Annotated in this window: 19 protein-coding genes; 7 read left to right on the top strand and 12 right to left on the bottom strand. The window is 74.2% G+C overall.

The window, feature by feature from the left end:
• Positions 1-43 precede the first annotated feature (43 nt).
• Both EBO35_RS01030 and EBO35_RS01025 read right to left on the bottom strand, forming a co-directional pair.
• Positions 44-1,276 (bottom strand): acyl-CoA dehydrogenase family protein, encoded by a 1,233-nt coding sequence (locus EBO35_RS01030; RefSeq protein ID WP_122816081.1) that lies wholly within the window; start codon positions 1,274-1,276, stop codon positions 44-46.
• Positions 1,273-2,649 (bottom strand): 4-hydroxyphenylacetate 3-hydroxylase N-terminal domain-containing protein, encoded by a 1,377-nt coding sequence (locus tag EBO35_RS01025; protein ID WP_122816080.1) that lies wholly within the window; start codon positions 2,647-2,649, stop codon positions 1,273-1,275. The genes EBO35_RS01030 and EBO35_RS01025 overlap by 4 nt, the downstream gene beginning before the upstream one ends.
• Positions 2,650-2,829: 180 nt before the next feature.
• Here EBO35_RS01025 and EBO35_RS01020 point away from each other — a divergent pair, with 180 nt between their 5' ends.
• The 3 genes from EBO35_RS01020 to fabG are packed head-to-tail and all read left to right on the top strand — an operon-like array spanning position 2,830 to position 5,469.
• Complete coding sequence (locus EBO35_RS01020) at positions 2,830-3,441, top strand: TetR/AcrR family transcriptional regulator (protein ID WP_122819188.1); 612 nt, start codon at positions 2,830-2,832, stop codon at positions 3,439-3,441.
• Between the two features lie 48 nt (positions 3,442-3,489).
• Positions 3,490-4,644 (top strand): CaiB/BaiF CoA transferase family protein, encoded by a 1,155-nt coding sequence (locus EBO35_RS01015; protein ID WP_122816079.1) that lies wholly within the window; start codon positions 3,490-3,492, stop codon positions 4,642-4,644.
• A 54-nt stretch (positions 4,645-4,698) separates the two neighbouring features.
• Positions 4,699-5,469: a 3-oxoacyl-ACP reductase FabG gene (gene fabG, locus EBO35_RS01010; protein ID WP_122816078.1), complete on the top strand. Its 771-nt coding sequence runs from the start codon at positions 4,699-4,701 to the stop codon at positions 5,467-5,469.
• Positions 5,470-5,551: 82 nt separating this feature from the next.
• On the opposite strand, the gene EBO35_RS01005 is transcribed toward fabG, so the two are convergent.
• The 3 genes from EBO35_RS01005 to EBO35_RS00995 all read right to left on the bottom strand — a co-directional run bounded on the left by EBO35_RS01005 (position 5,552) and on the right by EBO35_RS00995 (position 8,735).
• A complete protein-coding gene (locus tag EBO35_RS01005; protein ID WP_122816077.1) occupies positions 5,552-6,571 on the bottom strand; it encodes a CNNM domain-containing protein in 1,020 nt (339 codons plus the stop codon).
• Positions 6,571-7,938: a hemolysin family protein gene (locus EBO35_RS01000; protein WP_122816076.1), complete on the bottom strand. Its 1,368-nt coding sequence runs from the start codon at positions 7,936-7,938 to the stop codon at positions 6,571-6,573. Before EBO35_RS01000 ends, EBO35_RS01005 begins: the two co-directional genes overlap by 1 nt.
• Before the next feature lie 152 nt (positions 7,939-8,090).
• A complete protein-coding gene (locus EBO35_RS00995) occupies positions 8,091-8,735 on the bottom strand; it encodes a TetR/AcrR family transcriptional regulator (protein ID WP_164477747.1) in 645 nt (214 codons plus the stop codon).
• Between the two features lie 77 nt (positions 8,736-8,812).
• Between EBO35_RS00995 and EBO35_RS00990 the strand changes: the two genes are divergently transcribed.
• On the top strand, positions 8,813-9,229 hold the full coding sequence (locus EBO35_RS00990; RefSeq protein ID WP_122816074.1) for a VOC family protein: 417 nt from the start codon (positions 8,813-8,815) through the stop codon (positions 9,227-9,229).
• A 35-nt stretch (positions 9,230-9,264) separates the two neighbouring features.
• Here the strand turns inward: EBO35_RS00990 and EBO35_RS00985 are convergent, their stop codons facing one another.
• Positions 9,265-10,062: an SDR family NAD(P)-dependent oxidoreductase gene (locus tag EBO35_RS00985; protein ID WP_122816073.1), complete on the bottom strand. Its 798-nt coding sequence runs from the start codon at positions 10,060-10,062 to the stop codon at positions 9,265-9,267.
• A gap of 115 nt (positions 10,063-10,177) precedes the next feature.
• Between EBO35_RS00985 and EBO35_RS00980 the strand changes: the two genes are divergently transcribed.
• Both EBO35_RS00980 and EBO35_RS00975 read left to right on the top strand, forming a co-directional pair.
• Positions 10,178-10,651, top strand: coding sequence for an SRPBCC domain-containing protein (locus EBO35_RS00980; protein ID WP_122816072.1), 474 nt, complete (start codon positions 10,178-10,180; stop codon positions 10,649-10,651).
• On the top strand, positions 10,648-10,998 hold the full coding sequence (locus EBO35_RS00975; protein WP_122816071.1) for an ArsR/SmtB family transcription factor: 351 nt from the start codon (positions 10,648-10,650) through the stop codon (positions 10,996-10,998). The genes EBO35_RS00980 and EBO35_RS00975 overlap by 4 nt, the downstream gene beginning before the upstream one ends.
• A gap of 12 nt (positions 10,999-11,010) precedes the next feature.
• On the opposite strand, the gene EBO35_RS00970 is transcribed toward EBO35_RS00975, so the two are convergent.
• The 6 genes from EBO35_RS00970 to EBO35_RS19295 all read right to left on the bottom strand — a co-directional run bounded on the left by EBO35_RS00970 (position 11,011) and on the right by EBO35_RS19295 (position 17,234).
• Positions 11,011-11,862 (bottom strand): alpha/beta hydrolase, encoded by an 852-nt coding sequence (locus EBO35_RS00970; protein WP_122816070.1) that lies wholly within the window; start codon positions 11,860-11,862, stop codon positions 11,011-11,013.
• 83 nt (positions 11,863-11,945) lie between these two features.
• Positions 11,946-13,385, bottom strand: coding sequence for a type VII secretion protein EccB (locus EBO35_RS00965; protein ID WP_164477746.1), 1,440 nt, complete (start codon positions 13,383-13,385; stop codon positions 11,946-11,948).
• A 7-nt stretch (positions 13,386-13,392) separates the two neighbouring features.
• On the bottom strand, positions 13,393-14,745 hold the full coding sequence (gene eccD / locus EBO35_RS00960; protein ID WP_122819187.1) for a type VII secretion integral membrane protein EccD: 1,353 nt from the start codon (positions 14,743-14,745) through the stop codon (positions 13,393-13,395).
• Between the two features lie 227 nt (positions 14,746-14,972).
• A complete protein-coding gene (locus EBO35_RS00955) occupies positions 14,973-15,269 on the bottom strand; it encodes a WXG100 family type VII secretion target (protein WP_122816068.1) in 297 nt (98 codons plus the stop codon).
• 55 nt (positions 15,270-15,324) lie between these two features.
• Positions 15,325-15,651 (bottom strand): WXG100 family type VII secretion target, encoded by a 327-nt coding sequence (locus EBO35_RS19300; protein ID WP_164477745.1) that lies wholly within the window; start codon positions 15,649-15,651, stop codon positions 15,325-15,327.
• 212 nt (positions 15,652-15,863) lie between these two features.
• A complete protein-coding gene (locus EBO35_RS19295; RefSeq protein ID WP_164477744.1) occupies positions 15,864-17,234 on the bottom strand; it encodes a ubiquitin family protein in 1,371 nt (456 codons plus the stop codon).
• A 156-nt stretch (positions 17,235-17,390) separates the two neighbouring features.
• Here EBO35_RS19295 and eccCa point away from each other — a divergent pair, with 156 nt between their 5' ends.
• A complete protein-coding gene (eccCa, locus tag EBO35_RS00945) occupies positions 17,391-21,428 on the top strand; it encodes a type VII secretion protein EccCa (protein ID WP_122816066.1) in 4,038 nt (1,345 codons plus the stop codon).
• The last annotated feature ends 46 nt before the right edge of the window (positions 21,429-21,474 follow it).

The raw sequence follows: 21,474 nt of genomic DNA, 5'->3' as shown, positions 1-21,474 counted from the left end.
TGTTCTACTCCTCACTGAGCATGTGCTGGATCGGGACGAGCGACTACGTGGCGCGCGGTGCGGAGACCCGTGGTAGGCCGAGGCCGCGCTGGGCGATGACGTTTCGCTGGATCTCATCGGTGCCGCCGGCGATGTGCAGGGCCGGCACGCCGAGGACGAACTCGGACCAGGCGTAGGCGTCGGCCTCGCCGAGGTCGACGAAGGCGCCCTCGCCGAGCACGTCCTGCGCCAGGCGGGCGATCTCGTCGGCGGCCTGGCTCATCAGCATCTTGAGCACCGAGCCGGAGACCGGCTCGAGGCGGTGCGACCAGGACCCCGGGCTGAGGTTGGCCACCGCCCGCATCGCCGCGACGGCGGCGACTGCGCGGGCGATCTGGGGGCGGTGCACGGCGTCTGCCTCCGCGCCGAGTCGGCGCACCAGGCCCACCACCCGCTCCATGACGTACGGCGTGAGCGGTCCGGCCGCGCCGCCCATGGTGCTGCGCTCGGAGCCGAGGCTGGTCCCGGCGACGCGCCAGCCCTCGCCGAGCCCGCCGATGCGGCGGGCGTCCGGGACGCGCACCTCGTCGAGGAACACCTCGTTGAAGGCGGCGCCCCCGGTCATCTGGCGGATCGGGCGGACCGTGACGCCGGGGGCGTGCATGTCGATCAGCAGCATGGTGAGCCCGCCGTGCTTCGAGGCCTCCGGGTGGGTGCGCACGAGGGCCTCCCCGACGTCGGCGAGGTGGGCCATCGAGGTCCAGACCTTCTGGCCGGAGACCACCCAGTCGTCGCCGTCGCGGACGGCGCGGGTGGTCACGCCAGCCAGGTCAGAGCCCGCCCCCGGCTCGGAGAAGAGCTGGCAGCCCACGATCTGCGCGCGGTAGAGCGCTGGCAGCACCTCGTCACGCAGCGCCGGCGCAGCGTGGTGGAGCAGCGCCGGGGCGACGATGCGGAGCCCCACGAAGAGGGCCTCGCGCGACGGGAACCCCAGCTCGCTCAACAGGTCGTCGAGCACCGCGTCGTGCGCGGGCGTCAGCCCCAGCCCGCCGTGCACCACCGGACCGCTGGGCCAGGCAATGCCGGCCTCGTACAGCGCGGCCTGGAAGCGGCGGACCCAACGGATCTCCTCCTCGTGGCCCTCCCTCAGCTCCTCCACGGCGGCGATCCGGTCGTCGCCGGGCGCTCGGTCGGCTGCGTCGCTCGGACGGGCGAACTCACCCGAGAGCACGGCGAGCCGCTCGCGCAGGAACCCGGCGAACGCGGCCAGGTCGCTCGGCACCTCGGTGGTCGTCATGCCAGCCCGGCGAGCTTGAGAGCGAGGCCCTTGGCGTTCTCCATGTCGTAGTGCTTGCGCGCCACCAGTCGCTGGGCGTAGAGGCCGCCGCCGGACTGGATCATCGTGACCAGCTGCCAGCCACCGTAGGCATCAGCGGTGAAGTCGCGGATCGCGTGGAAGAGGCGGGTGCGGTACTCGCCGCCGATGCCGTCCTTGGTCGCCATGTACTTCTTCACGAACGGGCCGACCTCGTCGTTCTCCAGGTCACGCAAGGACGGCGCCGTGACGATCGACCCGCCTCCGATGTCGTGAAGGTGGCGGACCATCAGACTGAAGTCGGCCGCCGCGTAGTGCTTGGCGGCGTTGGTGAAGAGCTCGTTCGGGAAGTACCAGCCCTCGGGACTCGGCTCGGCGTTCGCGATGGCCGCCTCCAGACCCGCGCGGACCAGGGTGGTGTAGATGACCATCTCGGCGATCTTCTCCCGGATGTGGTGGATCTTCTCGGTGCCGTTGGCCTCGGCGATGAGCTGGGCCAGACCGACCAGGGTGTCCCCGTACTCGGACATGTGGGCGGTTCCACCGAGCCGCTCCCAGAGGCCGAGGGCGTGGGCGAACGTGGCGGAGTGGCGGGTCTCGCCGGCGAGGAAGATCCGCTCGTTGGGCACGAAGACGTCATCGAGGATGACGAAGCCCTCCGGCATGTTGTGGTGCGCGCTGACCGGGAAGTCCTCCTCCCGCTCCCGCGGTGCGTAGTTCGTGTTGACGATCCGGACACCGGGGGCGTTGACCGGGATCGCGCACGCAACTGCGTAGTCCTCCTCCCCCTCCTTCATGTTCTTCGTGGGCATCACCACCAGCTCGTGACTGACCGAGGCCGAGGAGATGTGCAGCTTCGCGCCCCGGATGACGATGCCGTCCGCACGCCGTTCGACGATCCGGGTGTAGGCGTCGGGGTCGTCCTGCTTGCTCGGGGGGAGCCGCCGGTCGCCCTTGGCGTCGGTGATCGCCTGCACACAGCGGAGGTCGTTGTCCCGGCAGTACTCGAAGTAGGCCTCGATCCGGTCGGCGTACTCCGGGGACGCCGGGCGCATCCGGGCGGCCGCCGTCAGCAGCGCCAGCAGGCCCTGGCTCGTGGTCACGGTGACCATGTCCCAGTCGAGCAGGTCCTTGAGGAGGCCCTTCATGTCCTCACGGCTGCGCGGGATCTTGAAGTAGGGGCCACTGACGTCGGCACCGGGCTGGTAGTGCGCCTCGTACCCGTCCCCCACCAGCTTGATCGCCGTAGCGAACTGGGGGTGGGTGGCGAGGTCCTTGATCTCGTCGCCCTCGGCGAAGATGCGCCGCCCGTCGTCGAGGGAAGCGAGGTACTGGGACCGGTTCATCATCGCCATCTGGGATCTCCTGCATCGAGGGTTTCTCGGGTACTTTTCTGATGCTAGATTCAGATTCAGAAGTGTGCAAGAGGGGAGGATGGTTCAAAATGCAGCACCCAGGGGCGCACCGGGGCGGAACTGCGAGGGCGCAGGGCTCCCTTCAGGGCGTGAGAAGGACCGAGACAGGGGTCGATGTACGTGGCAGCCACGACGAAGGGCCAGCGGACCGAGGCCGCATTTCTCGATGCGGCGCGCAGGACGTTCGCGGAGAAGGGCTACTTCAACACCAAGATCTCGGACATTGCAGCCGCCGCGGGGCGGTCGGCGGGATCGTTCTACAACTACTACGACAACAAGGAGCAGCTGCTCGAGGCGCTGCTGGAGGAGTTCTCCGCCGAGGTCGTCTCGGCCTCGTCCCTGCAGTCGAGTGCGGGCGACCCGCACGAGGGCGTTCGCGCCGCGGTCACGGCGTACTGGACGACGTACAAGAAGTACCTCCCCGAGATGATCGGGCTCTTCCAGATGTCCATGCTGGACCCGGACTTCCGCCAGCGTTGGCGGGACAACCGCGCTGCCGGCATCAAGGCCGTGCTGAGTGGCCTGCACGGCGCCGAACGGTCGGGACAGCACGTGGGACTCGACCTGCCGACTCTGGCGTCCGCCCTGGTCAGCCTGCTGGAATCGTTCTGCTGGACCTGGTTGGCGGCAGGTGGTGACGCCGATGTGGAGACGCCCGACGACGCCACGGCCATCGCGACGCTCACCGAGATCTGGTACCGCACGGTGTACGGCGCCACGCCACCTGGCTGATGCCTCTGCCCGCGGACGGCTCGTCGCCCAGACCGCCGGGGGTGCGGCGTGAGCGCGGGACCGCTGGACGGGATCACGGTCGTCGAGCTCGGTGGGTTCATCGCCGGACCTTTCGCCGGGCAGCTGCTGGGTGACTACGGCGCCCGGGTGATCAAGATCGAGCCACCGGCCGGCGATCCGATGCGGCGCTGGGGCGTGCTGCACGAGGGACGCAGCCTCTGGTGGCCGGCGATCGCGCGCAACAAGGAGTCGGTGGTCCTCGACCTGAAGTCCGAGAGCGACCGCGCCCTGGCGCGGTCCCTGGTGACGAGCGCGGACGTGGTCCTGGAGAACTTCGCACCCGGCCGAATGGCGGAGTGGGGCCTCGACTATGCGTCGGTGGTCGCAGACAACCCCGGCCTGATCATGGTGCACGTCTCCGGCTTCGGGCAGGACGGGCCGCGCTCCCACGACCGTGGATTCGGCAGCGTGGCCGAGGCGATGGGCGGTCTGCGGGCCCTGATGGGCTTCCCCGATCGCCCACCCGTGCGGGCCGGCATCAGCCTTGGCGACGAGCTCGCCGCCATGTTCGCCGTGATCGGCACCCTCGCGGCGATCAACGAGCGACACCGCACCGGCCGTGGTCAGGAGGTGGACGTCGGACTCTACGAGAGCGTCTTCGCGCTCACCGAGTCCCTGCTTCCCGACTGGGAGATCGGCGGCGTCACGCGGGGCCGGGCCGGGAGCACGCTGCCCGGCGTCGCCCCGTCGAACGTCTACCGGACACATGACGGGATCGAGGTGCTCATCGCGGCCAACGCCGACGCCATCTTCCAGCGTCTGTGCCGGGCCATGGGCCGGCCCGACCTCGCCACCGATGAGCGGTACGCGACGCACGAGGCGCGTGGCCAGCACGCGGACGAGCTCGACCGCCTGGTGCAGCAGTGGACCGCCGGTCTGAGCGCTGCAGCCCTCGAGGCGGTCCTCGACGAGCACGAGATCCCTCGAGGCCGGATCTACACCCCGGCGGACATCGTGACGGACGAGCAGTACGCCGCTCGGGGAATGGTCACGCGGCTCGAGGCGGCGGGGTATCCCCAGCCGGTGCCGATGCCGAGCGTCGTCCCCAAGTTCACTGGGACCCCGGGTTCCATCCGGCGGCCTGGCCCGGAGCTCGGGGAGCACACCGAGCGCGTGCGCCAGGAGTTCGCCACCCCCGAATGACCGGCGTGAGGCAGCCCGTCTCACCGAGATCAGCCACGTCGACAGGAGTCCCCGATGACCACCCCCACCACCACCCCGCCACGAACAGCGATCGTCACCGGGGCCGCACGAGGGATCGGCGCCAGCATCGCCCGTCGCCTTGCCGCCGACGGCCACGCGGTCGCCGTTCTCGACCTCGACCACGGGTCTTGCACCGAGGTGGTCAGCCAGATCGAAGCAGACGGCGGCCGAGCGATCTCGGTGGCGGCCGACGTATCCGACGAGGCCGCCGTCCGGCAGGCCGTCGACCGGACGGTGGCCGAGCTCGGCACGCCGACCATCCTGATCAACAACGCCGGGATCATCCGGGACAACCTGCTGTTCAAGATGGCCGCCGACGAGTGGGACGCCGTCATGAACGTCCACCTGCGTGGCGCCTTCCTGATGACCCGGGCGGTGCAGAGCTACATGATCCAGACCCGCTGGGGTCGCATCGTCAACCTGTCCAGCACCTCCGCCCTGGGCAATCGGGGGCAGGTCAACTACTCCGCCGCCAAGGCCGGCGTCCAAGGCTTCACCAAGACCCTCGCACTGGAGCTCGGCAAGTTCGGCGTCACCGCCAACGCGGTCGCGCCCGGCTTCATCGAGACGGAGATGACGGCGGCCACCGCCGAGCGCCTCGGGATGACCTTCGAGGACTTCAAGGCGGCCGTCGCCAAGGACGTCCCGGTCGGCCGCATCGGGTCCCCGGCTGACATCGCCCGGGCAGTCGCGTTCTTCGTCGACGAGGACGCAGGCTTCGTCTCCGGGCAGGTGCTCTACGTGGCGGGCGGACCTGCATCGTGAGAACCCTCGACGCGGTCGCGTCGAGCTGACCGGCCGGTCCCGCCCCGAGGGGCGGGACCGGCGTTTCGGTCTTTGCGGAGCCTCAGGCCGACTGCTCGCGCAGCGGGAACAGCCGCCGCAGCAGGTCGGCGACCGTGACCAGGCCGCGCACCCGGGACGGGTCGGCCGGGTCGGTCACGACCGCGAGCTGGTTGCTGGTCTCCCGCATCCGCGCGAGCGCGGCGTACACCTTCGTGTCGGCGGGGAGCCTCATCAGCGGCCGGGTCAGGCCGTCGACAGCTGTGCCGACGGGCTCCTCGAGGGTGTCGCGGACGTGCACGACCCCGACCGCGTGGTCGGCCTCGCCCACCAGGATGCGCAGGTGGCCGGTGCGCCGGCTGGCCTCCTGCACGTCGGCCACCCGAGCACCGACCGGGACGGCGGTCGGCGGCGTGGCGCGGACCAGGTCGCCGAGCGTGAGCGTCTCCAGCTCCAGGGCCCCCGAGAGCTGGCGGGAGTACGACGCGTCCAGCGCGCCGACGTTCGCCGAGTGCTCGACCAGCTGGCGCAGCGCGCCGGGGTCCTGGCCGGACGCGACCTCGTTGACAGCGTCGACACCGACCCGGTGCAGGCACCAGTTCGCGGCGTTGTTCAGGGCCCGCAGCAGCGGGCGGGTCAGCCACATGAAGCCGCGCATCGGGATCGCCAGCAGCGTGGCGGAGCGCTCGGGGTGCGCGATCGCCCAGGACTTCGGCGCCATCTCCCCCACCACGAGGTGCAGGAACGTCACGACGATCAGCGCCAGGACGAACCCGGCGACGTCGGCCATCCAGTACGCCGCGCCCCAGTCCGCGAACAGCGGGGTCAGCCAGTGGTGCACGGCCGGCTTGGTGATCGCGCCGAGGGCCAGCACGCAGACGGTGATGCCCAGCTGGGAACCGGCGAGCAGGACGGTCAGCTCCGAGGAGCTGCGCAGCGCCGCGCGGGCGGCGCGGCTGTCGGCGGCGGCGTCCTCGAGGCGGTGCCTCTTGGCGGCCATCAGCGCGAACTCGACGGCGACGAAGAACGCGCTGGCGGCGATGATGACGACGGTGGCGACGGCCACCACGACGGGGTTCTCCATCAGGACTCCTCCTCGCCGGCGCTCGGCCGGTCGAGAGTGACGCGGACGGTCGAGGGCACGTGCTGCTCGACCTCGACCACCTCCAGGCGGACGTAGCGGGGCTGCGGCTCGTCGCCGTGGGCCAGGTCCCCGGGGTCGTCGGGCAGCCGCAGCCGCACCACCGTTCCGGGCTCGGGGAGCCGGCCGTGCGCGGCGATGACCAGGCCGGCCAGCGTCTGGTAGTCGCCCTGGGGCAGGTCCTGGTCGATGGTGCGCTCGACCTCGTCGACCGGCAGCTCACCCGGGACCAGCCACGAGCCGGAGGCGTCGTCGACGGTCGCCGCGGGCTCGTCGTACTCGTCGTGCTCGTCGGTCAGCTCGCCGACCAGCTCCTCGGCCAGGTCCTCGAGGGTGAGTACGCCGACGAACCCGCCGTACTCGTCGACGACAGCTGCCAGCTCGTTGCGGGTGCGCGCCAGCTCCTCGAGCGCATCCGGCAGCGCCATCCGGGTGGGGACCACCAGCGGTGGCTGCGTCAGGTCGGCCAGGGTCGCCTCCGGGCCGGCGTCGAGCAGGTCGCCCAGGTGCACCACGCCGACGACCTCGTGGTCGGCATCGGTGACCGGGTAGCGCGAGTGGCCGGTGGCCATCAGCCGGCGCACCTCGGAGACCTCCATGGTGGCCGGGACCACGTCGACGCGGGTCCGCGGCACCATCGCGTGCTCGACGTCGCGCGTCGGGAAGTCCAGGATCCGGTCGAGCAGGACCGACAGCTCGTCCGGGAGGTCACCGGTCTGGCGGGAGTCGGCGACGATGTGCTCGAGGTCGCGGGCGGTGGCGGAGTGCTCGACGTCGTGCACGGGCTCGATCCGCAGCGCCCGCAGCAGCAGGTTGGAGGACTGGTCGAAGACCCAGATCAGCGGCCCGGTCACCTTGAGGTAGCCGAGCGTGGAGCGGGCCAGCCGGTCGGCGACCGGTCCGGGCCGGGCGATGGCGAGGTTCTTCGGGAACAGCTCGCCGAAGAGCATCTGCACGATCGTCGAGAACGCCAGCGCCAGGACCGTGCCCACCGCGACACCGACGGCGGTCGGCACCCCGACGCCGCCGAGCATCTCGCCGAGCGCGTCGCCGATCAGCGGCTCGGCGACGTAGCCGACCAGCAGGCCGGTGACGGTGATGCCGAGCTGGGCGCCCGAGAGCATGAACGAGGTCCGGCGGGTGACCTTCAGCGCCCGCTCGGCCGTGGCGTCGCCGTCAGCGGCGCGGGCCTTGAGGCGGGAGCGGTCGACCGCCATGTAGGCGAACTCCTGGGCCACGAAGTAGCCGGTGGCCGCGGTGATCGCGAGCACGACCAGCACACCCAGGAGCAGCGAGAGGATCGGAGTCATCGGCCACCCGCCTCGGTGACGTCGCGGCGGACGTCAGGTCGGAGTCGGGGGGCCCGGGATCGTCGAGGTTTCTTCTTGCGCATGGTGTCCAGTGCAACGACCGGACCTTCCCGAGGGTTCCGCACAGCCGCCGGCCCCCGGTACGGCGTACATCACACGTCCGCGGGGCCGACGAGGGACTCCAGGATGCGGCGCAGGGTCTCGTCGATCCGGGCCCGGGCGCCGCCTCCGCCCTTCCCGGCTTTCTCTCCGGCTCCCTCCCCGGCTCCCTCCTCGCCCTCCTCCTCGGCGAGCCAGAGGACCGCCTCGTTCATCGCTCCCGAGAGCAGGGTCGCGGCGGCCGTGGCGCTCCCCGCCGCGAGCTCTCCGGCCTCCTCGAGCGCGCGCAGCCCGCGCTCCAGCAGCGCCCGCGAGTGGTCGGCGTCCAGGGAGCGCCAGTGCCGCCAGCCCAGGACCGCCGGCGCCTCCAGGAGCAGGGTCCGGCGCACCGCCGGCGCCCCGGCGGCGTCCAGGAAGGCCAGGCACCCCGCGACCAGCCCGGGGCGCCCAGGGCCGGCCGCCTCCGCAGCCCGGCCCACCTGGACGGCGATCTCGCGGTGCAGCCCGGCGACCACCTCCTCGAAGAGCGGGCGCTTGCCCCCGAAGTGGTGGTAGACCGCGCCGCGGGTGACGCCGACCGCCCGGCCCACGTCCTCGACGCTGACGGCGTCGAAGCCCCGCTCGAGGAAGAGGCCCCGAGCCGCGTCCAGCAGCGCGGCACGGGTCCGCAGGCTCTCCTCGCGACTGGACCGTCCCATCGAAAGCCTCCTGACATCGATACCTACAGGCTGTATGTTACAGATACATACGTCCTGCATCTATCTGGGAGGTCGGCATGGAGATCTCGAGCTTCTACCCGGTGCTCACCGCGACCGACGTCGCGTCGAGCGCCGCGTTCTACCGCCGGTGGCTCGGCTTCGAGACCACCTTCGAGTCCGACTGGTACGTCTCGCTCGCCGGCCCGGCCGGCGAGCTCGCACTGCTGGACCCCACCCACGAGACCGTCCCCGCCGGCTTCGGACGCCCCGCCCAGGGCGTCCTGCTGAACGTCGAGGTGCCGGACGTCGACGCCGAGTGGCGGCGCCTGGTCGTCGACGGCGGGGTCGAGTGCGTCGTACCGCTGCGGACCGAGGAGTTCGGCCAGCGGCACTTCATCGCCCGGGGGCCCGACGACGTGCTCATCGACGTGATCACCGTGACTCCCCCCAGCGACCGGTACGCCGCGAACTACACCGACCGCGTCCCGGACTGAGCCGCCTCGCGCGACCCCCACGTCACGCGGCTCGGTCAGTCGGCGAGCGTGCCGCAGGTGAGGTTGGCGATCGCGGCCGTCATGGCCCCCGCCCGGTCCGAGGCGACGAACGCGGCGTACTCGGCGACGTCCGCCAGGGTCGGCAGCCGCCCCAGGAGCGTGGCCTGGTCGGCCATGGCCGCCAGCCAGCCCGGCACGTCGGTGCCCGCGCGCTCAGCGACCGGCGCGAAGACCTCGCCCACGTGGGAGGTGGCCACCGACTCGGGGATCGCGTTCGGACGCAGGCAGACGACCCGGATCCCGTCGCGACCCAGCTCCCCGGCGAGCACCCGGGAGAACGCCTCGACGGCGCCGCAGGCCGCGGCGTACCCGAGGTAGCCGGTGCCGGGCAGCTGGGAGCCGGGCGTGGAAAGGGTGAGCACGACGCCGGCCCCCTGGGCCCGCATCGGCTCCGCCACCGCCTGCGCCGTGACGAAGTTCGTGCGCAGGTAGCCCTCGATCGGCCGCAGGAACTGCGGGAGCGACACCTCCTCGAGCGGGGGCCCCTGGAGGTGCGGCACGCCGACCGCGTTGAGCGCGATGTCGACGCGGCCGGAGCCGCGGACGACCCGGGCCACGTGCTCGCGCACCGGCTCCGGCTCGAAGGCGTCGAGGACCGCCGTCGAGGCCCGGCCCCCAGCGGCCTCGATGTCGTCGGTCACCGCGTCCAGCGGCCCGGGGGTGCGGCCGACCAGGTGCACCTCGGCACCCTCCCGGGCGAACACGCGCGCGGCCGCCCCTCCCAGCGCGCCGCCCCCGCCATGAACGATCGCGACCTTGTTCTCCAGCAGCATCCGAGTCCACCTCCATTGTGCAACCGATGGTTGCACTAGCAGCCTGGCACTGCAACCGTTGGTTGCTCTTCTCGGCTAGCGTGGGACGGCACCCACCGTCGCAGCGAGGAGATCCATGGACCACGTGCGGGACACCATCGACCGCGAGGTGTACGTCGACGCGGCGCCGGCGACGGTGTGGCAGGTGATCACCCGCCCCGAGCACGTGCGGCGCTGGTTCGGCGACGACGCGACATTCGTGGCGGAGCCCGGCGCCGAGGGCACCGTGGGGTGGGACGCGCACGGGGAGTACCCGCTCCGCGTCGAGCTCGTCGAGCCGACGACCCGGTTCGCCTTCCGCTGGATCCGGCGGACCGGCGTCGACCTGCGCGAGTGCTCGACGCTGGTGGAGTTCGAGCTCGTCCCGGAGGGTCGCGGGACCCGGCTCCGGGTCACCGAGAGCGGGTTCGCCAGCCTGCCCTGGCCGCCCGAGGAGCGAACCGGGCACGCCGAGGAGAACGCGGCCGGCTGGCAGCGCGAGCTCGAGGAGCTCGTGGCGTACGTCGCGACCCTCCCCGCCGAGCCCGGCTCCGGGCCCGGCTCCGCATGAGGCTGCCTACCGGCACCGGGGCCGACGCCTGGGAGGTGCTGGCCGACGGCACCCGCCGACAGCTCGTGGACCTGCTGCTGGCATCCGGCGAGGCCTCGGCCACCGAGCTCGCCTCCGGGGTCTCGATCAGCCGGCAGGGGGTGCTCAAGCACCTGGCCGTGCTGGAGCGGGTCGGGCTGCTGCGGCGACGGGCCGTCGGCCGGGAGGTCCGGTTCCGGGTCGACGACGAGCGCCTCGCCCAGGCGGCGCGCGACATGGCGGCCGCGGCCCGGGACTGGGACCGGCGCCTGCGGTTGATCAAGGACCTCGCCGAGGACGTCGAGCGGGCGCGCGCCGACCACCTGTAGTGCGGGGCTCGGTCAGCCGTCCCGGTGTCGTCGCGCGCCCAGGACGAACTCGGCGACCGCGCGCCCGGTGCGGGTCTCCGTGCCGTCCAGGGTGAGGACGAGCTCCCAGCCGTGACCGCCGGGGAGGCCGAGGAACTGCGCGCCCGCCCGCTCGGCCAGGGTCCGGGCGGCCCGGAACTCCGAGGCGGCGCCGTCGCTCCGGGCGTGGACCACCAGTCCCGGCTGGCGCAGCCGCCCGGCGACGTCGAGGAGCCTGGTGCCATCCCAGGCGCTGGGGCCGGACAGGTCCACCCAGGCGTCGACGGCGGCGCCCTGGGCGGTGGCGCGCACCGCCTGCGAGCCTCCCATCGAGGCGCCGACCACCACGACCGTCGACGCGCCGGCCTCCCGCCGCAGCCACTGCCCGGCCAGGTCGACCTGGTCGGCGACCGCCGACGAACGGCCGGCGTCGCACCGGCTCTCGCCCCCCTCGCAGAGATCGAGGCTGACCGCCGCGATGCCGCGCGAGCTCAGCGCCGCGGCGTACGGCAGCCAGCCGCAGAGGCCGTGCGCGCCCGTCTGCGGAAGCAGGACCACGGCCGCGCGCGCCGGGCTCCCCGGCAGGACGGCGGCGGCCCGCAGGTCGAGGCCGGGCCCGCGCAGCGTCAGGGGCCGCAGCTCGACGTCCGCGGGCGCGTCGCTGACGCACCGCTCGGCCACGTCGTCGGGGTGCTCCCACGACGGGGACTCCTCCGGCTGAACCGGCTCCACCGCGGGGCGGGCCGCGGACTCGCCGGTGTCCTCGCACGCCAGGCCCGCCAGGGCGAGGGCCGCGGCCAGGACGAGCGCGACGAGGCCGCGGAACGGACTCCGGGAGCTGGGCATGGCGCCTCGACCTGGTGCGGAAGGTGCGGACCTCTCGCAAGTTACTACGAGTTCGTACTATCGGCCAGAGCGGACCGGCGCGCTCACGAGCCGGCGTCGCCCGACTCGCAGGCGCGGCCTGCGTCGTCGCGGGTGGGCGGGCACAGCGCCGCGTCGCGGGAGAGCGCGGCGCCCTCGTCGAACAGCCCGACCCAGGCGTCCGGGACCAGCGGCGGGTCGTGGTCGGCGTACCCGAGACGCTCGGCGGTGTCGTCCCCCTCAAGCGGATAGGCCAGGCCCAGCGGGTCCGCGAGGTACGCCGCGGCGCCGGCCGTGTCGTCCCACGACCCGGCGACGACGTACGCGCCGTGCCCGTCCTCGACCGAGATCCGCCGGCTCCCGGCCTCGACGTCCGCGGCGGACGCCGACCCGGTGGGATCGGTCGCCAGGTGCACCGCCGGCATCCGTCCGGCCGCCGTGTCGAGCACCGCGCACGGCGCGCCGAGGGTGGGCTCCAGCGTCCGGTCCGGCCAGTGCGCCCCGAGGAACGGCGCGATGCCGCCACTGACCTGGGGCGCGGCGGGCAGGTCGACCGGGCCGATGTCGACGCCCCGAGGATGCTCGGCGGCCAGGTAGACCGCGAAGGAGAACGGGTCGAGCTCGACCGGCCCGTCGGCGGTGAGCAGCTGGGGGTCCTCGCCGCCGACCGTGATCACCTGGCCGACCAGGGACCCGGCGGGCAGGCCGCGGCCCCCGGTCTCGGGGGCCGGGGCGCCGAATCCCTCCAGCGCGAAGCTCGCGTGGTCCAGGCGGCCGCCGGCCGGGAACAGGTCGACCCACTGCTCGGGGACCTCGACCGCCTCCACCGCCCGGCGCACCCCCAGCTGCTGCAGCATCGAGTCAGCGCCCGGGGTGTCCGGCACCTCGTAGCGGTAGGCCCGCAGCGGACGGTCGCGCTCCTCGCGCCCCTGGGCGAGGACGTAGAGCCGCCCGCCGCTGCGCACGGTGAAGCCGAGGGCGGCGTCGGGAGTCGCCCGCGGCTCCTCGGCCAGGTCCACCGCGACGCCGGCGCCGTCCTCGGTGCAGGCCGTCCAGCCGGTCCCGATCAGCCGGGACGGGGACGGCACCTGCTCGGGGGAACCGAAGATGCCGAGGGTGCCGAGCACCTCCTGGTCGGCGACGGTCTCCGCGGAGACCACTGTCGGACGGGCGTCGGCGCCCATGATCAGCCGGCCGGAGGTGATGTTGAGGACCGGGTGCAGCCGGGGGTCCTCGCTCTCCTCGAGGATCACGTAGAGACCGCCGGTGTCCCGGGTGAGCAGCAGCCCCGGCGAGCTCCAGTCGACCGGGTCCCGGCCCGAGACGACGCCCGCGACGGCAGCGCCCGCCAGCAGCAGGACCGACAGCGCGACGCCCGCGAGGATCGTGCGCAGCGGCCGGGCCGGCTCGACCTCGCGCCCGCCGGGGGCACCGGAGACGAACGCCGTGACCAGCCGCCGGCGACTGAAGGAGTACGCCTCGACGAGGTCGCGCTTGGTCGCCACGCCTGCCTCAGCCGCCGACCGCGGCCACGACGCCGGTGGCGACCAGGAGCAGCGGCAGCAGCGCGAGCAGGGCGACGCTCTCGGCGATGTCACCGAGCCGGCCGCGACGCAGCGACGGCGGGCCCGGGAGCAGCGTGGCGGCGAGCACGGCGAGGCCGGCGCCGGCGAGCACCAGGGCGAGGCCGGGCCGCCAGTCCGGGTGCAGCCACAGCACCGAGGCCGCCACGCAGCCGAGCCCGAGGACTCCCGAGACGAGGCCGACCAGGACCTCCGGGCCGGTGCGGTACTGGCGGGTCCGCAGCATGACCACCGCGCAGCACGCGAGCGCGAGCAGCGTGCCGGCCAGGCCGGTCCCGACGGCCACGGGGGCGACCAGGACCAGCAGCAGCCCGACGGTCGCCGAGATCGCGACCAGGATCTCGTGGGCGACCCGGGCGTCGGCCCCGACCCGCGCCGGGTCGATCTCGGCGGGGTCCGCCGTGACGTCGCGGGCGCTGTAGAGCTGGTCGGGGGCGGTGCCGGTCACGCCCAGCGCGAGCCACGGGAAGACGCTGCCGGCCAGCACCACCAGGACCAGGGCCGGGACCAGCACGGTCGCGGCGTCGAGGTCGGAGGCCCGGCCGACCAGGCCGGTGCCGAGGAAGACCGCACCGACCACGACCGGCGGGATCGCGAGGGCCCGACCGGCGCCGAGGCCGGTCAGCGCCACCAGCCCCGCGCCCAGCGCGCCGGCTCCGGCGTACGCGACGGGAAGCTGGAAGAACGGGCCCTCGGGAGCGAGCACCAGGCCGGCGACCGCGGCGTACGCCGTGCCCATCCAGGCCACCGCCACCCCGGCCTCCGGCTCCCGCTGCGCCCGCGAGAGCACGACCGCCCCGGCGAGCAGCGCCAGCGCGACGACGGCGGCGGTGCTGCCGGCGAGCTGCGCGCCGCGCTCGGTCAGCAGCGCGGCGGCGCCGAGCGCCATCAGCAGCCCCGACGCGGCCAGGGCGGTCCGGCGCCCGGAGGCCGGGTCCCACGGCCGGAGGTCGCGCTCGACGACGTCGGCCATCGCCTCGACCACGTCGTCGTAGACCCGGGGCGGGTCGTCGTCGACCCGGGCGGCAACCGTGAGCAGGCCGCCGTCCTCGACCCCCTGGATCGTGAGGCCGGCGTCGGTGGCCAGCTCCCGTCCCTCGGCGGTCACGACCCGGTAGCCGCCGTAGACGGTCGTCGCGTCCAGCAGTCCGACCGAGCGGACCAGCTCGGGGAGCAGCTCCGCGAGCGGGACCGAGCCCGGCAGCACGAGGTCGACCCGGCGGGTCCCGGAGGCGACGGTGACCCGGACCAGTCCCGACGCGGCGGTGGGCGCCTGGCTCATCGCGTCCTCCCCCACCTTCCTGGCTCGCCCGGTTGCCGCCCGGCGCCCGCCGACCAGGTCGGCGGCCCCGGGGCCGCCCGAAGGCTACCGCTCGGCGCGCTCTCCCGGCTGCTCCCCGGACCGGCGCGAGTCCCCGGGCATCGCCCGGGGACCCGCTCGCCGCAGGGGCCAGCACCCCCCGCGGACGTCGTGACGTGCCGGAACCTCAGAGCCGACTCAGGGCTGGCTCAGATCTGGAACGCCTGCGCGCCCCGGGCGTCGGCGGCCGCATAGTCGGCGTTCGACTGGTCCACGGCGCGGCCGGTGTCCTGCAGGAGGAGCCTCATCTCCTCGATGGCGCCGTCCCAGGTCGCCTTCGCGGAGTCGTAGGCGAGCCGGGCGTTGCCCGCCCACGAGGAGCGCAGCGCGCCGAGCTCGCGCTCCAGCTGGTTCATCCGGCTGTCGATGTCCTTGACCTTGGCGAGCAGGTCCTGGGCGGCCTGCTCGAGGCCGGCATGCTGGACGCGGATTCCGTCGAGTTCCATGTCGTTGTCTCCCACCGGTGTGCCCGGAGTCCGGGCGGATGTCGGACCGAGCCGCTCAGCTCCCGCCGAGCCGGCCCGCCGTCCGGGTGTAGTTGGCCGACTGGGTGTCGTCGGTCGTGGTGTTGTCGCGCTCGGTCGTCAGCAGCGCCGCCTCGAACTCGTCGAGCGCCCGCACGATCGTGCGCTGCTTCTCGGTCCAGGCCTGGTGCAGCGTGAAGAACGACGCCGCCCCCTGCCCGACCCAGCGGCCGCGCAGGCCGCTGATCTGCCCGTCGAGCTGGGTGGCCAGCGCGTCGAAGTCGCGCTTGGCGTCGGCCACCAGGGTGGCCGCCTTGGAGAGTGCCTGCTCTCCCTGTCCGTACTCGGAGGATCCGTGGGTCACCGCCTGCTCCCTTCCCTCCGCAGGGCGGCACCAGCCGCCGCCGGAGGCGTGTGTGACTCGTGTGTGTGACTCGGGTGTGTGCTGCGACGATCCCGGGCGGTGCGGCGGCCGGATGGCGAGCAGATGCCCGGGGCCTCGGCCGCTAAACCCGGGATCCGGGTTTCCCACAGGCCACGTCGGCCCGGGCCTGGGTTTCCCACAGGGACGGGCCCTCAGGAGGTGGTTTCCCACAGGCTGCGGAAGATCCCGACCGCGACCAGCAGCGCGCCGATGGCCAGGGAACCGGCGGCCCCCTCGGCGATCTCCGCGCACCGCGCCCACCACGCCGAGCGCCAGCCGCGACCGGTCCCGATGGCCGCGAGCACGAGCGCGGCGCCCAGCGCGACGCAGCCCAGGGCGAACGCCGTGGCCGGGCCGGCGGCGAGGGCGGGGAGCAGCACGACCGCCAGGGAGGTCCAGGCCGCCAGACCGGCGAGGCGGAGCAGCGCCCGGGCTCCCGGGTGGCGGTGGCTGCGGGCCGCGAGCAGCAGCGCGGCACCGCACAGCGCCACCAGCGCCCGGGCCCCGAGCCGGTCGATCTCCACGGTGGCCGTGGCCAGCAGCAGCGGCGCCGAGACCGCGACGACCCCGAGGATCGCGGCCGCGGCCGCGGTCACGGTCCGTCCGCCCCGGGCCACGACCCGCTCGACGGCCTCGGTCGGCACCGCCCCGCGGCGCCGACGGCGGGGCTGCTCGCGGGCCGACCAGGCGGTCACGGCCAGCCGGTCCAGGTCGAGCAGGTACTGGTCGGGGACGTCGACGGCCACGGCGGGGACCAGGCGCGCCGCGAGCGTGGCCAGGAGCAGCAGCACGCCCCAGGAGACCTCGGGCCGGAGCCCGGCGAGGGTGGCCGGGCCGGTCACCGCGAAGACGCCGGCGCCGGCGACCATCCAGACCCGCAGACCCTCCGCGGCACGGTCGTCGAGCGGTCGCCCGACGATGGCGCCCAGCCCGGCGACCAGCCCAGCGACCAGCCCAGCGAGCCCGACCGCCAGCGGCAGCCGCTCGGGCCCGGCGGCGACGAAGGCTGCGGCGCCCGCGAGGACTGGTGCGACCAGCACCCGGCGCCACGCGAGCCGGCCGACCGGGAGCAGGCCGAGGAGCGCACCGGCCGCCAGCAGCACCCCGACGACGTCCCGCGGAGCGCCGCCCCGGCCCGCGGCGCCCCACGCGGCCAGCACGGCGGCGGCGCCGGCCAGCGCGCAGCACAGGGCCCAGACGGCCCCCGGCTCCGCGCCGGGGGCCGGGCCGGGCAACTCCGCCGGGACCGGGGCGCTGCCCGGCGCGGCCGGCGGCGCGGCCACGAGCACCTCGCCGGCGCGGACCCCCGCCTCGATCAGCGGGCGGTCGGGGTCCAGCGGCGTCCCGAGGCGGTGCAGCACCGGCGGCACGGGGTGGTCGCCGACCCCGGCGCCGGTCTGCTCGGCGTACTCCCGGGCGACGTCGGCAGCGGTGGCGCCGGGCGGGGCGAGGAGGTCCAGCACGCCGACGGGTCCGTGGACGCTCAGCGCGAGGCTCTCGGCCGTCCGCCCGCCTGCGGTCACCACGCACCTCCGGGTCTGCCGGCTCGATCCAGGGCCGGCCGCCGCAGCGCCGGTAGCCGAGAGGGTAGTGCGTGCCGCGTGCCGGACGCGGCGTCGCCGCCCTATCATCGCCAGCGACCCGCGGGGAGTGCCGCTGCGGACGAAGGGGGCCCCACGGTGAGTACGACGCTGCGCGGCGCCCGGCTCGAGGAGCCGGAGGCGCCCACCGGGCAGATCGTGCTGCAGGCACCGCCGCCGATCCAGCCGCACGAGGGCGCGAGCGGGCTGCTGATGAACGCCATCCCGCTGCTCGGCAGCATCGGCTCGATCGTGGTGGTGGCGACGATGAGCCAGACCATGGGCGCCCGCAGCTACCTGGCCGCCGGGCTGTTCCTGTTCGCCACCCTCGGCTTCGTGCTGGTCCAGGTGGACCGGCAGCGCAAGCAGCGCACCCAGTCGGTGACCGGCTCCCGCACCGAGTACCTGCGCTACCTGGCCAACGTGCGCCGGCTCGCCCGCGAGGCAGCCGACCAGCAGCGCCGGGCGCTCACCTGGCACCACCCGGACCCGGGCGCGCTGCCGACGCTGGCCGAGGAGCGCACCCGGGTGTGGGAGCGCGGCCACGCCGACCCCCGGTTCCTCCAGGTCCGCTACGGCCGGTCCCCCCAGCCGCTGTCCCTGGAGCTGGTCCCCCCGGAGAGCACCCCGGTCGACCAGGCCGACCCGGCCGCCGCGTCGGCGCTGCACCGGCTGCTGGCCGTCCACCGGGTCCAACCGGACCTGCCGGCGGCGGTCGACCTGCGGGCCTTCGACCGGGTCGAGCTGTGCGGGTCCGACGACCGCGCGCGGTCCCTGGCCCGCGCGATGATCTGCTCGGCCGCGGCGTTCCACTCACCCGACCAGCTGCTGGTCGCGGTCCTGACCACGGACCGCTACCTCGCCCACTGGGACTGGCTGAAGTGGCTGCCGCACGGCCTGAGCACCCGCGAGACCGACGCGGTGGGGCCGCGGCGCATGGTCAGCACCTCCCTGGCGGACCTGGCCTCGATGCTCCCCGCCGACCTGGCCGAGCGGCCCCGGTTCGGTGCCGACGAGCGGCGGCCCTCGCCCCACGTCCTGCTGATCACCGACGGCGCCGCCCTGCCTCCCGGCAACCACCTGATCCCGCCCGACGGCCTGCACGGGGTGACCGTCCTGGACCTGCCGGCCCGCTGGGACGCCCTCGAGGACGGCACCCGGCTGCGGCTGCTGCTCGAGGACGGAGACCCGGGCGACGAGCACCCCCGGATCTCGGCGCAGCGGCTGCGCGAGGCCCCGGTCGGCGGCCGCGCCGACCAGTGCGACCTGGCCACCGCGGAGGCGTTCGCCCGGCGACTGGCCCCCCTGCACACGGTCTCGACCGCCGGTCCGGCCGTCGGGTCGGAGCCCGGGGACCTCGCGGGACCCTCGGACCTGCCCAACCTGATGGAGCTGATCGCGCTCGGCGACGTGCACACCTTCGACCCGGCCGCGGCCTGGCGACCGCGCCCGGCCCGGGACCGGCTGCGGGTCCCGATCGGGCTCGGCGACGGCGGCGCCCCGGTCCACCTCGACCTCAAGGAGTCCGCCCAGCAGGGCATGGGCCCGCACGGCCTGGTGATCGGCGCGACCGGGTCCGGCAAGTCCGAGCTGCTGCGCACCCTGGTGCTCGGCCTGGCCCTGACCCACTCCCCCGAGCACCTGAACATGGTCCTGGTCGACTTCAAGGGCGGCGCGACGTTCGCCGGCATGTCCTCGCTGCCGCACGTGTCGGCGGTGATCACCAACCTGGCCCAGGAGCTCACCCTCGTCGACCGGATGCAGGACGCCCTGTCCGGGGAGATGGTGCGCCGCCAGGAGCTGCTGCGCGAGGCCGGCAACTTCGCCTCGGTCCGCGACTACGAGAAGGCCCGCGCCGCCGGGGAGCCCCTGGAGCCGCTGCCATCGCTGTTCGTCGTCGTCGACGAGTTCTCCGAGATGCTCTCGGCCAAGCCGGAGTTCATCGACCTGTTCGTCGCGATCGGCCGCCTCGGCCGGTCGCTGGGCCTGCACCTGCTGCTGGCCTCCCAGCGGCTCGAGGAGGGCCGGCTGCGCGGACTGGAGTCGCACCTGTCCTACCGGATCGGGCTGCGCACGTTCAGCGCCCAGGAGTCGCGCTCGGTGCTCGGCGTCCCCGACGCCTACGAGCTGCCAGCGGTGCCTGGGCTCGGCTACCTCAAGCCGGACCCCACCACGCTGCAGCGCTTCAAGGCCGCCTACGTCTCCGGCCCGCCGTCGGGCCGGGCCCGGGTACGCCGTGGCGCGGCCGGCGAGGTCCAGGGGATCCTGCCGTTCACGATCTCGCAGGTGCGCACCCTCGAGGTCGCCGAGCCCGAGCCCGCCCCGGCGCCCGCCCCCGAGCCGGGAGACCAGGCCTCGCTGCTCGAGACAGCTGTGCAGCGGATGGCCGGGCGCGGGCCGGCGGCGCACCAGGTCTGGCTGCCGCCGCTGGACGTCCCCGACACCCTCGACCAGCTGATGGGCGACCTGGTCGCCGATCCCACGCTGGGGCTGGTCTCCCCGCAGTGGCGCCGGCTGGGCGGCCTCACGGTGCCGCTGGGCACCGTCGACCGCCCCCGCGAGCAGCGCCGGGAGACGCTGAGCATCGACCTCAGCGGCTCCGCCGGGCACGTCGCGGTCGTCGGCGGCCCGCGCAGCGGCAAGAGCACCCTGCTGCGCACGATCGTCGCCAGCATGGCGCTGACGACGACCCCGCAGGAGTCGCAGTTCTTCGTGCTGGACTTCGGCGGCGGCACCTTCGCGCCGTTCCCCCGACTGCCGCACGTCGCGGGCGTCGGCACCCGCTCCGAGCCCGACGTCGTCCGCCGGATCCTGGCCGAGGTGCACGGCATCGTCGACCGCCGCGAGGCGTACTTCCGGGCGCACGGCATCGACTCGATCGAGACCTACCGCTCGCGGCGCGCCGCGGGAGCCCCCGAGGCCCGCACCGACGACGGCTACGGCGACGTCTTCCTCGTCGTGGACGGCTGGAGCACGCTGCGCGCGGACTTCGACGACCTCGAGATCGAGGTCCAGCAGCTCGCGGCCCGTGGCCTGACGTTCGGGCTGCACGTCGTCGCCGGCGCCGGTCGGTGGGCGGACTTCCGGGCCGCGATGCGCGACGTCTTCGGCACCCGGCTGGAGCTGCGCCTGGGCGACCCGATGGACTCCGAGATCGACCGCAAGGTCGCCGCGCTGGTGCCGACCCGTCGCCCGGGCCGCGGGCTGGTCGCCGGCAAGCTGCACTTCCTCGCCGCGCTGCCCCGGCTGGACTCCGCGTCCTCCGCAGAGACCCTCGGCGGCGGCGTCGGCGACCTCATCGACCGCGTCGCCGCGGCGTGGACCGGCCCCTCCGGGCCGAAGCTGCGGCTGCTGCCCGAGCGCGTCGACCTGGCCGCCGTCCGCGACCTGGCCGGTGCGGGCGCCGGCACCGAGGCCGCCACCGAGGCCGACAAGCCCGGCGGTCGCCTGCTCATCGGGATCGACGAGAAGGAGCTGGCGCCGGTCGGCCTGGACCCCGCCACGGAGCCGCACCTGCTGGTCTTCGGCGATGGCCAGTCCGGCAAGAGCGCGGTGCTGCGGGCCTACATCCGGGAGGTGATGCGCACCCGGTCGCCCCAGCAGGCGCAGATCGTGCTCGTCGACTACCGGCGCTCGCTGCTCGGCGAGGTGCCCGACGAGTACCTGCTCAACTACCTCACCTCCGCGACCCAGGCGCAGCCGGCGCTCGCCGACCTGGCCACCTACCTGCACAACCGCATCCCCGGCCCCGACGTCACCCCCGAGCAGCTGCGCAACCGGTCGTGGTGGTCGGGCGCCGAGGTGTTCGTGGTCGTCGACGACTACGACCTGGTCGCCACCCAGCAGAGCTCACCGGTGCAGGTCCTCCAGCCTCTGCTGGCCCAGGCCCGCGACACCGGGCTGCACCTCGCGCTGGCGCGGCGCACCGGCGGCGCCGGCCGGGCGCTCTACGAGCCGGTCATCCAGTCCCTGCGCGACCTCGCGATGCCTGGCCTGCTGCTCGCCGGCAGCCCCGACGAGGGCCCGCTGGTCGGCAACCTGCGCCCGGCGCCGGCGCCGGCCGGTCGGGGCCGGCTCGTGACCCGCGACCGCGGCGTGGAGGTCGTGCAGACCGCCTGGACCGATCCGGCCCTGTGAGCGCACCCGGAACTTCCCCGTAACAGCGAGTCAACCTCCTGGCGAT

This window comes from Nocardioides pantholopis (assembly GCF_003710085.1).
Classification (GTDB): domain Bacteria; phylum Actinomycetota; class Actinomycetes; order Propionibacteriales; family Nocardioidaceae; genus Nocardioides; species Nocardioides pantholopis.
This window is presented reverse-complemented; position numbering and strand designations above follow the sequence as displayed.